The sequence below is a fragment of the Candidatus Accumulibacter phosphatis genome (genome assembly GCF_012939955.1).
Classification (GTDB): Bacteria; Pseudomonadota; Gammaproteobacteria; order Burkholderiales; family Rhodocyclaceae; genus Accumulibacter; species Accumulibacter delftensis.
In genome coordinates, this window is record NZ_SPMY01000025.1 from 37,910 (window position 1) to 53,134 (window position 15,225).

The 15,225-nt window shown below is 62.2% G+C and carries 11 protein-coding genes, 1 other RNA gene, 3 pseudogenes and 1 riboswitch; of the genes and pseudogenes, 5 read left to right on the forward strand and 10 right to left on the reverse strand.

The window, feature by feature from the left end; all coding sequences use genetic code 11:
• Positions 1-130: 130 nt before the first annotated feature.
• From napA to E4Q23_RS09535, 5 genes are all read right to left on the reverse strand, one after another.
• The gene (gene napA, locus E4Q23_RS09520; RefSeq protein ID WP_423753335.1) at positions 131-2,653 is read right to left on the reverse strand and encodes a nitrate reductase catalytic subunit NapA; all 2,523 of its coding nucleotides are present in this window, start codon (positions 2,651-2,653) and stop codon (positions 131-133) included.
• Between the two features lies 1 nt (position 2,654).
• A complete protein-coding gene (locus E4Q23_RS09525; RefSeq protein WP_169066423.1) occupies positions 2,655-2,903 on the reverse strand; it encodes a chaperone NapD in 249 nt (82 codons plus the stop codon).
• A 254-nt stretch (positions 2,904-3,157) separates the two neighbouring features.
• Positions 3,158-3,340, reverse strand: a non-coding RNA gene (gene ssrS / locus E4Q23_RS25175) — 6S RNA.
• A 33-nt stretch (positions 3,341-3,373) separates the two neighbouring features.
• Positions 3,374-3,709, reverse strand: a complete 336-nt coding sequence (locus E4Q23_RS09530) for a cell division protein ZapA (RefSeq protein WP_169066424.1) — start codon at positions 3,707-3,709, stop codon at positions 3,374-3,376.
• 13 nt (positions 3,710-3,722) lie between these two features.
• Positions 3,723-3,923, reverse strand: coding sequence for a hypothetical protein (locus E4Q23_RS09535; RefSeq protein WP_169066425.1), 201 nt, complete (start codon positions 3,921-3,923; stop codon positions 3,723-3,725).
• 156 nt (positions 3,924-4,079) lie between these two features.
• Positions 4,080-4,285: riboswitch (cobalamin riboswitch) on the forward strand.
• Positions 4,286-4,415: 130 nt separating this feature from the next.
• On the opposite strand from E4Q23_RS09535, the pseudogene E4Q23_RS09540 reads away from it, so the two are divergent.
• From E4Q23_RS09540 to E4Q23_RS09555, 4 genes and pseudogenes are all read left to right on the forward strand, one after another.
• Positions 4,416-5,874 (forward strand): annotated as a pseudogene (locus E4Q23_RS09540) (TonB-dependent receptor domain-containing protein); the annotation flags it as partial.
• A gap of 76 nt (positions 5,875-5,950) precedes the next feature.
• A pseudogene (locus tag E4Q23_RS24555) lies at positions 5,951-6,292 on the forward strand (TonB-dependent receptor domain-containing protein); the annotation flags it as partial.
• An 8-nt stretch (positions 6,293-6,300) separates the two neighbouring features.
• Positions 6,301-7,290: a FecCD family ABC transporter permease gene (locus E4Q23_RS09550; protein WP_169066428.1), complete on the forward strand. Its 990-nt coding sequence runs from the start codon at positions 6,301-6,303 to the stop codon at positions 7,288-7,290.
• Position 7,291: 1 nt separating this feature from the next.
• The gene (locus tag E4Q23_RS09555) at positions 7,292-8,071 is read left to right on the forward strand and encodes an ABC transporter ATP-binding protein (RefSeq protein WP_169066429.1); all 780 of its coding nucleotides are present in this window, start codon (positions 7,292-7,294) and stop codon (positions 8,069-8,071) included.
• An 87-nt stretch (positions 8,072-8,158) separates the two neighbouring features.
• Here the strand turns inward: E4Q23_RS09555 and E4Q23_RS09560 are convergent, their stop codons facing one another.
• From E4Q23_RS09560 to thrH, 5 genes and pseudogenes are all read right to left on the reverse strand, one after another.
• Complete coding sequence (locus tag E4Q23_RS09560) at positions 8,159-9,913, reverse strand: sensor domain-containing diguanylate cyclase (RefSeq protein ID WP_169066430.1); 1,755 nt, start codon at positions 9,911-9,913, stop codon at positions 8,159-8,161.
• Positions 9,914-10,290: 377 nt separating this feature from the next.
• Positions 10,291-10,704 (reverse strand): bacteriohemerythrin, encoded by a 414-nt coding sequence (locus E4Q23_RS09565; protein WP_169066431.1) that lies wholly within the window; start codon positions 10,702-10,704, stop codon positions 10,291-10,293.
• 36 nt (positions 10,705-10,740) lie between these two features.
• Positions 10,741-12,690: an ABC-F family ATP-binding cassette domain-containing protein gene (locus tag E4Q23_RS09570; RefSeq protein WP_169066432.1), complete on the reverse strand. Its 1,950-nt coding sequence runs from the start codon at positions 12,688-12,690 to the stop codon at positions 10,741-10,743.
• Positions 12,691-12,772: 82 nt separating this feature from the next.
• Positions 12,773-13,644, reverse strand: a pseudogene (gene purU / locus E4Q23_RS09575) (formyltetrahydrofolate deformylase).
• Between the two features lie 12 nt (positions 13,645-13,656).
• Positions 13,657-14,274, reverse strand: a complete 618-nt coding sequence (gene thrH / locus E4Q23_RS09580) for a bifunctional phosphoserine phosphatase/homoserine phosphotransferase ThrH (protein WP_169066433.1) — start codon at positions 14,272-14,274, stop codon at positions 13,657-13,659.
• 259 nt (positions 14,275-14,533) lie between these two features.
• On the opposite strand from thrH, the gene E4Q23_RS09585 reads away from it, so the two are divergent.
• Positions 14,534-15,112: a hypothetical protein gene (locus E4Q23_RS09585; protein WP_169066434.1), complete on the forward strand. Its 579-nt coding sequence runs from the start codon at positions 14,534-14,536 to the stop codon at positions 15,110-15,112.
• Positions 15,113-15,225: the final 113 nt, after the last annotated feature.

The window sequence follows — 15,225 nt, forward strand, 5'->3', positions numbered from 1 at the left end:
GCTCTCTGCCCGTCGAACGATTCCGGCGTGCAAGCCGGAATGCGCACTGCAAGCGAGAGGGGGCGGCCATGAGGCGGGCGATGTTCTGCCCGCCCTGGCTCTCCCTGATTGCCCTGCGTTCGCGCGTCGATCAGGCCTTGACCACCTTGCACGCGCATTTCTTGAAGTCGGTTTCCTTCGAGATGGGACAAGTGGCGTCGAGCGTCAGCTTGTTGACCAGGCGATGCTCGTCGAAGAACGGGATGAACACCAGGCCGGCTGGTGGCTTGTTGCGGCCACGCGTTTCGACGCGCAACTCGATCTCGCCGCGGCGGGTGCTGGTCTTGACGACGTCGCCGCGTTGCAGGCCGCGCTTCTTGGCGTCGGCTGGATTCATGTAGATCCAGGCGTCAGGCATCGCCTTGTACAACTCGGGGACACGGCGGGTCATCGAGCCGGTATGCCAGTGTTCGAGAACACGCCCGGTGCACAGCCAGAGGTCATACTCCTGGTCGGGCATTTCGGCGGCCGGCTGGTAGGGCAGCGCGAAAATGACTGCCTTGCCGTCCGGCTTGCCGTAGAACTTCACGCCTTCGCCAGCCTTGACGTAGGGGTCGTAGCCCTCGCGGAAGCGCCACAGCGTTTCCTTGCCGTCGACCACCGGCCAGCGCAGGCCGCGTGCCTTGTGATAGGTATCGAACTCGGCCAGGTCGTGAGCATGGCCGCGACCAAAGGCGGCATACTCCTCGAACAGGCCTTTCTGCAGGTAGAAGCCGCAGGCTTTTGCTTCGTCGTTGTCGAAGCCCTTGTAGGTCTGGCTGATCGGGAACTTGTCGACCTGGCCATTGGCGAAGAGCACCTCGTAGAGAGTCTTGCCCTTGTACTCGGGGTTCTTGGCGAGCAGTTCTGCCGGCCAGACTTCGTCGGTCGTGAAACGCTTCGAGAACTCGATGTACTGGATCAGGTCGGAGCGGGCCTCGCCCGGGGCCTTGACCTGTTGGCGCCAGAACTGTGTGCGGCGTTCGGCGTTGCCGAAGGCACCTTCTTTTTCCATCCACATGGCCGAAGGCAGGATCAGGTCACCGGACATCGCCGAAACCGTCGGATAGCAGTCGGAGACGACGATGAAATTGTCGGGGTTGCGCCAGCCCGGGAAGACCTCGTCATTGACGTTCGGCCCGGCCTGCATGTTGTTGGTCGTCGTCGTCCAGTAGAAGTTGATCTTGCCGTCCTTGAGCAGGCGGCTCTGCAGTACGGCGTGTGCACCGACCCAGTCCGGAATCGTTCCGGCAGGCAGCTTCCACACTTTCTCGCTCGCCTCCCTGTGCTTCGGATTGGTGACCACCATATCGGCCGGCAGGCGGTGCGAGAAGGTGCCGACTTCACGGGCCGTGCCGCAGGCCGAGGGCTGGCCGGTCAGCGAGAACGGGCTGTTGCCGGGCTCGGAAATCTTGCCGACCAGCAGGTGCACGTTGTAGATCATGTTGTTGGCCCAGGTACCACGCGTGTGCTGGTTGAAGCCCATGGTCCAGAACGAGGTGACCTTGGCGTTCGGATCGGCGTAGGCCTTGGCCAGTGCTTCGAGATTCTCTTTCGGTACACCGGAGATCTCGTGCGTCTTGTCGAGCGTGTATTCGGCGACAAAAGCCTTGAATTCGTCGAAAGTCATCGGGCTGGCGCCGCCGGGGTCGCCCTTGGGTTTGCCGTCTTCACCCGGATAGCCGTTGTTCATTGCCACTTTTTCGAGCGGATGATTCGGTCGCAGGCCGTAGCCGATGTCGGTGACGCCCTTCTTGAAGTTGACGTTGCGGGCGACGAATTCTTCATTCACCGCGTTGTTCTGGATGATGTAGTTGCAGATGTAGTTGAGAATTGCCAGATCGCTCTGCGGCTTGAAGATCAACTCGTTGTCGGCCAACTCCGTTGAACGATGGCCAAAGGTCGAAAGCACGTGGACCTTGACGTTCTTGCCGGTCAGGCGGCGATCGGTGAGCCGCGACCACAGAATCGGGTGCATCTCGGCCATGTTCGAACCCCAGAGCACGAAAGTGTCGGCATGTTCGAGGTCGTCGTAGCAGCCCATGGGTTCGTCGATGCCGAAAGTGCGCATGAAACCGGCGACCGCAGAGGCCATGCAGTGACGGGCATTCGGATCGATGTTGTTGCTCAGCAGCCCGGCTTTCATCAGTTTGGCGGCAGCGTAGCCTTCCCAAATCGTCCATTGCCCGGAGCCAAACATGCCGATGTTGCGCGGACCGCCTTTCTTGAGCGCGGCCTTGCATTTTTCGGCCATGATGTCATAAGCCTGGTCCCAGGAAATCGGCGTGAACTCGCCGTTCTTGTCGAACTTGCCGTCCTTCATGCGCAGCAGGGGAGTGGTCAGGCGATCCTTGCCGTACTGGACCTTGGAGAGGAAATAGCCCTTGATGCAGTTGAGTCCTCTGTTGACGGGTGCGTCCGGATCGCCCTGGGTGGCAACGATGCGGCCGCCCTTGGTTCCGACCAGCACGCCGCAACCTGTTCCGCAGTAGCGGCAGGCGCCTTTGTCCCAGCGCACGCCGTCGGACTTCGCGGGGGCTGCCTGGGCGATGGCGGGAATGCTGATGCCGGCCGCGGTGGCGGCGGCGACGGCGTTGCCCTTGATAAAGTCACGCCTGGTCAACGTCAATTTCATCTCATGCTTCCTCATCGGGATGGGGTTCAAACTGGTGGTAAACCAATGCTGCGGAGAGTACCCCTGGCTGCTTACTGACCGTGGTGAACATGTCGGCTGCAGCGCGATCGCTGTCGGCTTCGATGGTCACGATCAGTTGCCCCTTGTCGGTCGCGGCGTGTACTTCAACACCGGCCAGGAGCAGCAGACCCTCCTGCACCTGCTGTTGAACTTCGGGGCGGGCATTGACCAGCAAGCTGGAAATATTCATCGGATCGAGGCTCTCCTGTTGGCAAGCTGAGTGCGGGTGTCGCCGATGCGGCGGAACACAACGTCAAGCAATCTTGCATCTGGCAAATACTCTAAGCGTCCGGTGAGGTGTTTTGCTTGATCCAGGTCAAGCGGGAAGGAATTCAGCGTGCAAGCCGGAATGCACACGGCAAGTGCGAGGTGAGAGGTGATGACCGCTAGCGGAAGGGGGGCGCAAAAAAAAAGCGCGGGACCAAAGGTTCCGCGCTTTTAAATTTTGTCCCCGCAAGTGCCGTCAGGCCGGCATCCTGAACCTGGGTTCAGATAGGTCACTTTCCTTCCGCATCAGGTATGCCCGACTTGAGGGGCACACACAACAACGGTTTCTATGGTCGGCGACCAATGCCAATTAGCATTGGTTCAAGGAATCTATGACCTTAACAAACACCGCAGGGAACTCTCTCGGAGTCTTCGGAACCTGCTATCAGGGCTTCAGCACGGGGGCTTCAGCGCTGCCTCAAGTTCCGTCTCCATGTGGCAAATTCTACGCCTAAAGGCGTCGATGTCCAGCGCTATTTCTGATTCAATTCTCTGATCTTCCGTGGCTACACTCTGATTTCCGGAGAGGTGCTCGTGGGCAATGTTCAGCGCAGCCATCACCGCGATGCGCTCGGTGTGATTGCTCCTGGTTTTCTCGGCGATGTCGCGCATCTTGCCATCAACATAGGCCGCAGCATTGAGTAGCGCGGCGCGCTCATCCGCTGGGCAGGCGACACGGAACTCCTTGCCAAGGAGGGTGATATCCAGAAAATTGGCTTCGTTGGGCATCGGACAAGAACCTTCAGGCTTTGGCTTCGGGGAGCTGCTGGGCAAGCTGCTCAAGTCGGGCGGAGGCCGCTCCCATGCGCTCGGCGAGGCCTTGTCTGTCCCCTTCGGCGACAGCGAGTTGCTCGCGGAGGTGGTCATTTTCCGCGCGCAGGCTGTGACAGAGGGTCACCACCTGGCCAATCTTGCTCTCGAGCGTGTCTAGTTCATTCAGCATGGCCAGACTATAGATTCAAGAGGCGTCCCCGGTCAAGGTGTGCAGCGCTTCGCGGCTGTGCCTGCTTGCCTGGCAGCGGTGGCTTTCGGTGGCGATGGCGGGCCGCCGGCCGTCTGGCGCGCTATAATCCGCCCTTTCGTCGACTGCGGTTAGCGAAAAACCATCGTGCAAGGTGCCGCAACGCAGATCCTCTGCAGCGGTTAAACGGGAAGCAGGTGCGTGTTCTCAGGAACACCATGCCTGCGCTGCCCCCGCAACGGTAAGCGAGTGCGGGTGTGTCGAAATGCCACTGGGCGCCGGCCTGGGAAGGCGACACACCAAGACTCGCGAGCCCGGATACCGGCCTTCGCACACATTTGACGCAAGTGCCGCGGGGAAGCGGACACGAAACGCTCGGCTGCGCCGCTCGCCTCGTTGTTTGCTCCCTCGTGCATTTGATATTTGTTTGCTCGCCGGCTTGCGGGGACGCGTGCCGGATCCAGGGAGAAACCCATGAGATATCAGAGGGCGCCGCGCGCAGGTTCTGCCGCGGCATTGGCCACGCTTTGCGGCGCGCTATTTCCGGTGGCGGCCAACGCTGCCGATCAGCAGCTTGATCCTATCGTGGTCACCGCCACGCGACAGGCGACGCGCGCCAACGAATTGACCAGCGACGTGTCGGTGATCACCCGCGAAGAAATCAATGCGGCCGGACAATCAACGCTCGAGCAACTGCTGTCGCGGCAAGCCGGCATTCAGTACACGGCCAATGGCGGTCCTGGCACCAACAGCGGCGTGATTATCCGCGGCGCCAGCAGCAATCAGTCGATCGTGCTCATCGACGGCCAGCGCATCGGTTCGGCGACGACCGGCAGTGCGGCGCTGGCGCGCATTCCTCTTGACCAGATCGATCGCATCGAGATCCTGCGCGGCCCGGCTTCGTCGCTGTACGGAGCCGACGCCATTGGTGGCGTCATCCAGATCTTCACTCGCAAAGGCGAGGGTCCGACGCGACTGAATGCGAGTACGGGCTATGGCACTTACGGGACCACTGACACCACGGTCGGCGTCTCCGGTGGGACAGATCTGGTTTCCTACAGTGTTCAGGCGGGTTATCTGGATACTGGCAGTTTCAACGCCATTCACAACAAGTCGGACATCAATTACAACCCCGACGATGATGGCTATCGCAACAGTAACCTGAGTGCGAACTTCTCCGTGCGTCCGGCAGCCGGTCAGGAAATTGGCGTCAACCTGCTCGCCAGCGACGGTAGCAACCAGTACGACTCGAACGACTTCAGTGCCGTCGGCGCCGACAAGAACTACACCAACGATCAGCTGCTGGAGTCCTATTCGATCTACTCGCGCAACCGCTTGAACCAGGTATGGACGAGCACCCTGCGTCTCGGTACCAGCACCGACGCCTCCAAGGGCTATGCCGGTAACATCAGGGAGTACACCATACGCACGGACATGGATCAGGCTTCGTGGCAGAACGATATCGTCCTGCCCATCGGCGAAGCGCTGCTGGCCGTCGAGTACACCAAGCAGAAAGTGTCTGGCAGCACTGACTACACGGTGACCGAACGCACGATTCGCTCGCTGCTCGGTGGCTGGAACGCCAGTATCGAGAAGCACCGCTTGCAGTTCAACCTGCGCCGTGACGACAACTCCCAGTTCGGCGATGAAACGACGGGTTCCGCTTCCTACGGCTACCAGTTCACTCCGGACTGGCGCGCGCACTTATCGTATGGGACGGCATTTCGCGCGCCGACTTTCAACGAACTGTATTTTCCCCCCGAGCGCTTTCTTCTCCGGCGGTAACCCCGATCTGCAGCCGGAACAGGCGAAGAACACCGAGGTGGGTGCGAACTGGGAGCGCGGCAATCATCGTGCGTCGCTGGTCCTGTACAACAATGTTGTCACCGACCTGATCGAGTTCCGGCCACCGACCTATGCGCCGGTCAACGTCAGCAAAGCCTTGCTGCGTGGTGCAACACTGACCTACGACGGACGCTTCTCGGAATGGGGGGGCGGGCGCTGCCGTCGATTTCCTCGATCCGAAAAACGAGGAAGACGGGCCGAACAAGGGCAATCGACTGGCCCGCCGCTCCACACAACAGATGAGCAGTTACATCAGCCGAACGCTTGGCAACTGGGATTTGCGCGGCGAGTGGCAACTGGTCGGCAATCGCTACGACGACCCGGCCAACACCAATCTTCTCGGTGGCTACGGTCTGGTCAACCTGTATGCCGACTATCGCCTGCAACGTGACTGGACCCTGTTCGCTCGCGCCAACAACATTTTCGACAAGTACTACGAGACGATTGACAACTACGCCACTGCGGGAGCGAATGTCTTCGTCGGTGTCCGCTACGCACCCAAGTAGGAAGCTGGATGCCCACCCGTCGCCGCGCTTTGCTGATTCTCGCAGCCCTCGCCGGGCTGTCGCAGTTGAGCATAGCGCTGGCGCTGATGGTGGGCAGTATTTCGATCACCCCCTTCGAGGTCCTGGCGGCACTGGTCGACAACGGCGGCGGCACCGCTGGCGAGGTTGTGCGCAGCCTGCGCCTGCCGCGTGCCTTGACCGGTTTCGCCTGCGGCGGCTTGCTGGCGTTGGCCGGAGCCCTGCTCCAGGTGTTGTTGCGCAACCCGCTCGCCGATCCCTACGTACTCGGCATTTCGGGGGGAGCCGGTATTGGCGCGCTGCTGGCCATCGTCTTCGGGTTCGGCGTTGCCGGGGTCAACGGCTTGGCTTTTGTGGGCGCACTCGGCGCCATGCTACTGGTCTTCGGCCTGGCGCATGGCGAGGGCGGCTGGACGCACTCACGCCTGTTGCTGACCGGGGTGATCGTTGCCGCCGGCTGCGGCGCGGTGGTCACCCTGATGTTGGCCATTGCTCCCGAAGATCGGCTGCGCGGCATGCTCTTCTGGTTGATGGGCGACCTCTCGCAGACCGGAGACCCGAAATTGGTGCTCATCCTGCTCGCGATGGTGCTCCTGATCTCCCTGCCGTTTGCCCGTGAACTCAATCTCCTGGCGCGCGGAGCCGATGTTGCGCAGGCGCTAGGTGTCGCGGTCCGCCCTTTGCGCCGCGGTGTCTACCTGGTTGCCTCGCTGGCCACTGCCGCGGCAGTCACGCATGCCGGTGCGATCGGTTTTATCGGCCTGATTGTGCCGCATCTGGTGCGCCTGGCGACCGGTAACGACCAGCGTCTCTTGCTACCAGCCTCGGTGCTCGCCGGTGGTAGCCTGCTGGTGATTGCCGACACGCTGGCGCGGACCGTCCTGGCGCCACAGCAATTGCCGGTGGGTGTTCTGACCGCGTTGATTGGCGTGCCTGCCTTTCTCTTCCTGCTGACGCGCGGCGCTGCCGGGAGGGGATGAGATGGAGCAGACGGCGCCTCTCCTGACCACCCGTGCCCTTGCTGTCGGCATCGCTGGCCGGACTTTTTGCCGCGATCTGGAACTGAGCGTGCAGCCAGGTGATTCGCTGGCCATTCTCGGCCGCAACGGCGCCGGCAAGTCGACCCTGCTTTCGGTGCTGGCGGGCTTGCGCGAGCCGGAAGGCGGCGAGGTGCGCATCGCCGGCGCCCGCTATGCGCAACTCGGTGCGCGTCGCTGCGCTCGTATTCGTGGCTGGTTGCCGCAGAGCCGCAGCGAAGCTTTTTCCTCGACGGTCCTGGAAACGGCACTGGTCGGACGTCATCCCCATCTCGATCGCTGGGACTGGGAGTCCGAGGCAGATGCTCGGCAAGCCCGTCGGGCGCTGGCCTGCGTCGGCCTTGCCGACCTGGCGCAACGCGACGTGCAGACACTTTCCGGCGGCGAGCGGCAGCGCTTGGCCATCGCCACCCTGCTGACGCAGGCGCCGCAGCTCTACCTGCTCGACGAGCCACTGGCTCACCTCGATCTGAATCACCAGATCGCCACTCTCGAGTTGTTTGCGGCGCTCAATCGCGAAGAGCAGATGGCCAGCGTGATGGTCCTTCATGAACCCGGCCTGGCGGCGCGCTTCTGCTCGCGAGCACTGCTGCTTTTCGACGACGGCACGACGCTGCTGGGACGCAGTGACGAGGTCATCAGTAGCGATTCCTTGAGCCGGTTGTACGGCTATCCGCTGCGCGAAGTGGGCGCTGGCGAACTGCGCTGGTTCATGCCGGCGTAGCGACGCTCGGCAGTCAGTGTGCAAGTCGCGGACGCGGCACACGATCCTTTCTCCCCTTGCCGGAGAAAGGCCGGAAAAGAGGGGGGGTCAGGTGCTCGGCGTTGCCGGCCCACTGCGGCCACTCTCCAGGCCTTGCTTGCGCCGGTACATGTCGGCATCGGAACACTGCACCAGCGATTCGACATCCTGCCCATCTTCGGGGTACATGGCCAGGCCGACAGAAGCGCCGGTGTTGGCATCCAGCGCCGTCGTATCGATCGACAGCAGTGGCGTGCCAAGCAGCTGCTCGATGTTGCTGCGCGCGCTCTCCGCGTCCTGGCGGTTGTTGACCGCATCGAGCATGACCACGAACTCGTCGCCAGCGTAGCGCGCGACCAGGTCGCGGCTGCGCAGTCCGCTGAGCATGCGCTGCGCGATTTCCTGCAGCACCTTGTCACCGACGTCATGGCCGAAGCTGTCGTTGATGTTCTTGAAACCGTTGAGGTCGATGAAGAGAATGGCGAAGGGGCGGGGCTCGGGGAGTTCGCGTTGCCGGGCCAGGCGGTCGTCGACGCGGCGCAGGAAGGCTTCGCGGTTGGCCAGCCCGGTCAAGCGGTCGCTGAGCAGTTTGCTCTGCATGCTCCGGAAGCTTTTCGCCAGGTCGCCGATTTCATCGCTGCGGGTGACATCGAAAGCCGCATTGAGGTCGCCGTTGCCGACCTTGCGGGCTGCCACGGCCAGTTCCTTGAGGTCGCGGGTGACGACCGAGAGGACCATGAAGCCGATGAAGATGGTCATCAGCGAGGCGAGCAAGGCGAGTAACACGGTGCGCTTGAAGTTCTCGGTGACGCCGAACAGAAAATCGCTGCGCGGTACCGCGACGACGATGATCCAGTCCAGTCCGGCGGCATCCTGGATGCGCGCATAGGCGGCTTCGACCGCCTCACCGTTGGCGCTTTCAAAGACCGCGGTTTGCGGGTGCGGGGCTTTGGCGGAAGGGTGTAGCAGCTTGCGGATCTCGCGGAAACTGGCGGCTACCAGGGGATCGTCGCTGTCCTGCACATTGAGTCGCACATTGCCCTCGGTGGCATCCTTGCGCAGGTGTGGGCCGCGTGAGGTGCCGATCAGCCGGCCGTCGGTTTCGACGACGTAGGCGATGCCGTTGGCGCTCAGTCGCAAGGAGCGCAGAAACTCGTTGACTCCTTGCAGCGACAGATCGGTGGCCACGACGCCCTGAAACTTGCCCTCTGCGTCGTTGACTCGTCTGGCACGGGTGGCGACCAGTTCCTCGGTTTTGAAGTCGATGTACACCGAGGTCCAGGTGTGCATCGTCGAGCTCTCGCCAGACTTGAACCACGGGCGTTCACGGGGCTCGAAGATGCGCATTTCGCGCACCGGGTCGCTCAGTTCGCCAGCGATCCCGGAAAAGCGATAGATCGTTCGCGGGCCATCGCCGGTGGTTCGCAGGCGCAATTCGGCGTCACTTTCGGAATGGCGCCAGAGTCCGAAAAAGTGTCCGCTACGATCGCCGTAATAGGCGTAGTTGTTGGGGTCGCGATGCACCGAGGTGGCCAGCCAGAAGCGCGTGCGCAGGTCGTCGAGGTCGTCGTCGATGTTGGCCGGCGCGGCCACGCCGGTGGGAAACGCCGTTTCGAGCACCGCACTGGCGCCAAAGACGTGCCGCTCAGCCGCCTGGGCGATTCGGTACACCATCTCCGAGAGCAGTTGATTCGACAGGGTGTCGACGGCAACGCGGCCTGCCGAATACGACAAGCCGCCGATGGCTGCCGCCAGCAGCAGAACCAGCACCACGTACGGCATGGTGAGCATCTGCCGCAGTGAAAGGATTTGCAGGAACTTCATGGATTCCTCGCTAGGGGCCGGCTGCGGAAATACTCGCTAGAGCGAATGCTATGCGAAGGCTGTGGGGCCCGCGCGTGAGGGATGTCACGATGCGTGGCGCAGCCTCGCTGTAAGGCGTCCCTGGTTAATGTGAAAGTCGCGTATGCGACTCACGAACCTCCCTTCTCCCTTGCGGGAGAAGGGCAGGGGGGTGAGGCGGGGAATTCAGGGAGCATGCTCCCTGCCCGTCGAACGATTCCGGCGTGCAAGCCGGAATGCGCACTGCAAGTGAGAGGGGGGACGGTCATGACTTTCATCATTCGGGGTATCTCGACTGTCATGACCGTTAGCGGTTGACTGGCGGCAGTTCGAGTGAAGCCGGTAGCGCGTACCGGTCGTCAAGGCGTAGGAGTTGCGGCGGCCGCCTTGACGCTCGGCACGTAGTCGAAGTCGGCGACCAGGATGTGGTTGTAGAACCAGCCGTTGATCAGGAACTTTACCTCGTCGGCAATCTCGTCGAGGGTCATCTGCTTGGCATTCTCCAGCAGCGTGAACAGCATTCGCCGGAATTCCGTGTGCAGTTGCCGATGCGCCTCGAGGCCAGGGTAATGGCAAGCGGCCATCATCTGCTCTTCTTCGCGCAAATGAACTTTCACGTACTCGGTCAGTATGGCCAGTGACTTGAGCACCCGGATTTGATCCCCATCACCAGCAAAGGTCGCCGCAAGGTCGAACAATTGCCGATGCTGCGCATCAATGTTTGGCAAACCGACGAGTATCTTCGGCGACCACTCCACCAACTCATATTTCATTTACTGCTCCAATTGCTGTGTAGGGGGCCAAGCACCTCACGAGATTGTCGGGCCGGCCGAATCGATCCGTTCGGCGAGCGTCAGCCAGTGCTCTTCCAGTTTCGCCAACTGCACGGCGATCTCGCTCATGCGTGTTCCCAGAGCCGCCAGATCAGCGGCGGCCAGTGGCTTCGACAAACGGCTCTCCAGAGAGTGCTGTTCTTGCTGCAGATCGAGCAGCTCCTTTTCGATCCGGCCCTGGTCGCGGGCCAGGGCTTTCAGCGTTCCGGGCCCTTTCCGGTTGGCCGTGGTGCTCACCGATGCTGCGGCTTGGCGCGGCTCCTTGGCGCTCTTCAGCGATTTCTTGAGACTGTCTCGGCTGCGTTTTGCTTCGTCAAGCAGGTAGCGCTGGTAGTCATCGAGATCGCCCGTAAAGTCGGCCACGCCACCGCGGCTGACCAGCCAGAACTCGTCACATACCGAGCGCAACAGCGAGCGGTCGTGGCTGACCAGCATTACCGTGCCCTCGAATTCGTTGAGTGCGATCGACAAGGCTTCGCGGGTGCCGAGGTCGAGATGGTTGGTCGGTTCGTCGAGCAGCAGCAGGTTGGGGCGTTGCCAGACGATCATGCACAGCACCAGGCGTGCTTTTTCGCCGCCACTCATCGTGCCGACCGCTTGCTTGACCATGTCGCCACTGAAGTTGAAGGTGCCGAGGAAGCTGCGCAGATCCTGCTCGCGGCCGCTCTGGCCGTTGGGCAGTCCCTCCTTGGCCATGCGCACCATATGTTCGAGAGGTGTTTCGTCGGGGCGTAGAACGTCGAGCTCCTGCTGCGCGAAATAACCAATGTGCAGGCCTTTCCCTTCGGCGAGGCTGCCGCTGGTACAGCTGAGGACGCGGGCAATGGTTTTCACCAGCGTTGACTTGCCCTGTCCGTTGGCGCCCAGGATCCCGATGCGCTGGCCAGCCAGCACCGAGCGCGTGACCTGACGGACGATCACCGTCGGCGGGGTGCCGGCGGCTGCCTCGGCAGGTGCCGGGTAGCCGAAGCTGGCGTTGTCCATGATCAGCATCGGGTTGGGCAGGTTGGCGGCTTCCTTGAACTCGAAGCTGAACTCGGCATTGGCCAGTATCGGCGCCAGACGCTCGATTCTTTCCAGTGCCTTGACCCGGCTCTGCGCCTGCTTGGCCTTGGTCGCCTTGGCTTTGAAGCGGTTGATGAAGCTCTGCAGATGGGCGATCTTGTCCTGTTGTTTGGCGTAGGCGTTTTGCTGCAGTTCGAGCTGCTGGGCGCGGGTTTCCTCGAAAACGCTGTAGTTGCCGCCATAACGCGTCAATTGCTCGTTGTCGAGATGCAGCGTCACCGTCGAAATTGCGTCGAGAAACTCACGATCGTGACTGATAACCAGCATTGTGCCTTCGTAGCGCTTGAGCCAGCTCTCCAGCCACACCAGCGCGTCCAGGTCGAGGTGGTTGGTCGGTTCGTCGAGAAGCAGGAGGTCGGACGGACACATCAGCGCCCGGGCCAGCTGCAGGCGCATTCGCCAGCCGCCGGAGAAGCTGTGGACCGGATTGTTCAGTTCGGTAGTCTTGAAGCCGAGGCCAAGGATCAGGGCCTGCGCACGTGCCTGCGCATCGTGTGCGCCAGCGTCGTGCAGGGCCATGTAGGCATGTGCCAGGTCGTCGCCGTCGCCGCTCGCTTCGGCCAGGCGTACTTCCTCCTGGGCTGCGAGCAAGGCGGTGTCGCCGGTAATCACGAAATCGGTGGCGCTTTGCGAGGTTTCCGGCATTTCCTGCAGGACTTGCGCGAGGCGCCACTGGGCTGGCCGGAAGAACTCACCGGCGTCTTCGTGCAGGCTGCCGTCGAGCAGCGCGAAAAGCGTCGACTTGCCGGCGCCGTTGCGACCGATCAGGCCAACCCGTTCGCCGGTGTTGATGGTCACCGAGGTGTTATCGAGCAACACCCTGGCGCCGCGGCGCAGGGTAACGCCTTTGAGGGTGATCATGCGGCAGAAAACTCCAGGTGGTCGTCCAGCAGACTTGGTCGTGCCGAGACTTGAGGGTAATGGCTATCGGTGCTGGCGGGGCTCAGCGGAATATCACGGTCTTGTTGGCGTGCAGAAGGACGCGATCTTCGAGGTGATAGCGCAGCCCGCGCGCCAATACCGCCTTCTCGATGTCCTTGCCGTAGCGCACCATGTCTTCGACGGAGTCCGAGTGATCGATGCGGATCACGTCCTGCTCGACGATCGGTCCCTGGTCGAGTTCGCGGGTGACGTAGTGGCAGGTTGCGCCGATCAGCTTGACGCCGCGCTGGAAGGCTGGTGGTAAGGCCGGGCGCCGACGAAGCTGGGCAGAAACGAATGGTGGATGTTGATCATCTGTCCCGGGTAGCGGGTGCACATATCGGCCGGCAGAATCTGCATGTAACGCGCAAGGACCATGGTGTCACCCTTGACTTCGTCGTAGATGCGACAGATTTCAGCGTGCGCCGCCTGCTTGTTGTCGGCGCTGACCGGCACGTGGTGGAAGGGGATGCCGTGCCACTCGACGAAAGCCTTGAAAGTGTCGTGATTCGAGATTACGCAGGGGATCTCGATGGCGAGCTCTTTCGATTGCCAGCGTGCGAGAAGGTCGTAAAGGCAGTGTTCCTGCTTGCTGACCATCAGCACCACGCGCCGCTTGACTGCCGAGTCGCTGATCTTCCAGTCCATCGATAGTTCAGCAGCCAGCGGCGCGAAGCGGTCGCGAAACTCGGCCAGATGAAAGGGCAGCGAATCGGCTTTCACCTGCATGCGCATGAAGTAGCGGCTGGCATGCTCATCGTTGCCTTCGTCGGCGTGATAGCTCGATTCGAGAATCCAGCCCTGGTGCTGGGCGATGAAGCCCGAGATGCGCGCGATGATGCCGATCTGGTCGGGGCAGGATCCGGAAAGGGTGTAGAAACGTTTGCTTTGCATGCGGCGGTAATCCTAGGCGGCGGCGCGCGTGGCGAAGGCTTTGTCGATTTCGGCACGGAGGTCGGCGAAGGTCTGCGTGACCGGATACTGCGGGAACTCCTTGATCACTTTCTCCGGTGGGCGAAAGAGGATGCCGGCATGCGCTTCGCCGAGCATGGCCGTGTCGTTGTACGAATCGCCGGCGGCGACGACCGAGAAGCGGAGTTCCTTCAGGCGTTGCACGGCCTCGCGTTTCTGGTCCGGCATGCGCAGCCGGTAGTTCACCACCTTGCCGTCGGCGTTGGCTTCCAGACTGTGGCAGAACAATGTCGGCCAGCCGAGCTGGCGCATCAGAGGATGCGCGAATTCGTAGAAGGTATCCGAAAGGATGATCAGCTGATAGGTTTCGCGCAGTCCATCGACGAATGCGCGGGCGCCCTCGACCGGTCCCATCTCGGCGATCACTTTTTGTATGTCCGGCAGGCCCAGCTTGTTCTCGGCCAGGATGGCCAGCCGGTAGTTCATCAGCTTGTCATAGTTGGGCTCGTCGCGCGTGGTACGGCGAAGCTCTGGAATGCCGGTGCGCGCGGCGAATTCGATCCAGATTTCGGGGACGAGTACGCCTTCGAGGTCAAGGCAGACGATTTGCACGGCAGGCTCCTGGTGGGTGAGGTTTGGCAAAAAGACGAGATTCTACCAAATCCGCCCTGCCAGGTCCGCAGAGCGACCGTGTTTGGGCGATCGCAGCGCTTGAACGGTGGTGATTGCGCCCGGCTCCGATTACGCTCGGTCACCAGGCTCGTTTATAGTACACGCGGCTAACAGGCGCATCAGTCTGCGCGCCGGTGGCGGTGACGCGAGCGAGCGGACCGACCACTACCACTCGATGAGGATATGGAAGGGGAATTGCATGCGTGCTGCGGGCGGTTTGCTGGCCCTGTTGATGTCGATCAGTGCTGCGGCGTCCGCCGACGAGCCTGTGCCGGTTCCCGTGCCGCAGACGCTGGAGCAGGCCGTGGCCCAACGTGAGCGGGCCGACGCGCTACGCGAGCAGGCCGAGGAGCGCTATCAGGCCGAACAGAATGCTTGCTACGAGAAGTTCCTGATGAGCGATTGTCTGGTGGCGGCCAAGAAACGCCACGCGGCGTCGCTGGTCACGGCGCGCAAGCTCGACCAGCCGGCGATCGATTTCGAGCGTGCGGCGCGGCGGCAGGAACTCGACTCCAGGGAAGCGCAACGCGCTGCCGACAATCTTGCTCGCCAGTCCGAGGAGCCGGAGCGCGCTCAGCGCTACCGCGCCGAGCAAACGGCCAAGCTGGCCGAGCGCGAGGCGAAGCTGGCCGACAAGGCGAAAAAAGCCGAGGCGGGGCGGCAGAAGGCGGCTGCTGAGCAGGCCAAGCGGCAAGCCAAGCTCGACAAGCGGGCGCGGCAGGACGCCGAGAGAGAAGCCAGGAAAGCGGCCGAAGCGGCCGCCGCTGCGAGCAAGTAAGGAAGCAAGGCGGTCGCCAGCCCGGTCAACTGATCCCGGCAAGGGTTTTGCCGGCGGGCCGGCCGGCGGGCCGATCGTCGCTGCTCTACGCCGGGCCGACGAGTGACCCGCGT

What these genes read in the sequence shown, in the direction of transcription:
- napA (WP_423753335.1), bottom strand. Translation starts at nt 2,653, where the DNA reads ATGAAATTGACGTTGACCAGGCGTGACTTTATCAAGGGCAACGCCGTC.
- E4Q23_RS09525 (WP_169066423.1), bottom strand. Translation starts at nt 2,903, where the DNA reads ATGAATATTTCCAGCTTGCTGGTCAATGCCCGCCCCGAAGTTCAACAG.
- E4Q23_RS09530 (WP_169066424.1), bottom strand. Translation starts at nt 3,709, where the DNA reads ATGCCCAACGAAGCCAATTTTCTGGATATCACCCTCCTTGGCAAGGAG.
- E4Q23_RS09535 (WP_169066425.1), bottom strand. Translation starts at nt 3,923, where the DNA reads ATGCTGAATGAACTAGACACGCTCGAGAGCAAGATTGGCCAGGTGGTG.
- E4Q23_RS09550 (WP_169066428.1), top strand. Translation starts at nt 6,301, where the DNA reads ATGCCCACCCGTCGCCGCGCTTTGCTGATTCTCGCAGCCCTCGCCGGG.
- E4Q23_RS09555 (WP_169066429.1), top strand. Translation starts at nt 7,292, where the DNA reads ATGGAGCAGACGGCGCCTCTCCTGACCACCCGTGCCCTTGCTGTCGGC.
- E4Q23_RS09560 (WP_169066430.1), bottom strand. Translation starts at nt 9,913, where the DNA reads ATGAAGTTCCTGCAAATCCTTTCACTGCGGCAGATGCTCACCATGCCG.
- E4Q23_RS09565 (WP_169066431.1), bottom strand. Translation starts at nt 10,704, where the DNA reads ATGAAATATGAGTTGGTGGAGTGGTCGCCGAAGATACTCGTCGGTTTG.
- E4Q23_RS09570 (WP_169066432.1), bottom strand. Translation starts at nt 12,690, where the DNA reads ATGATCACCCTCAAAGGCGTTACCCTGCGCCGCGGCGCCAGGGTGTTG.
- E4Q23_RS09585 (WP_169066434.1), top strand. Translation starts at nt 14,534, where the DNA reads ATGCGTGCTGCGGGCGGTTTGCTGGCCCTGTTGATGTCGATCAGTGCT.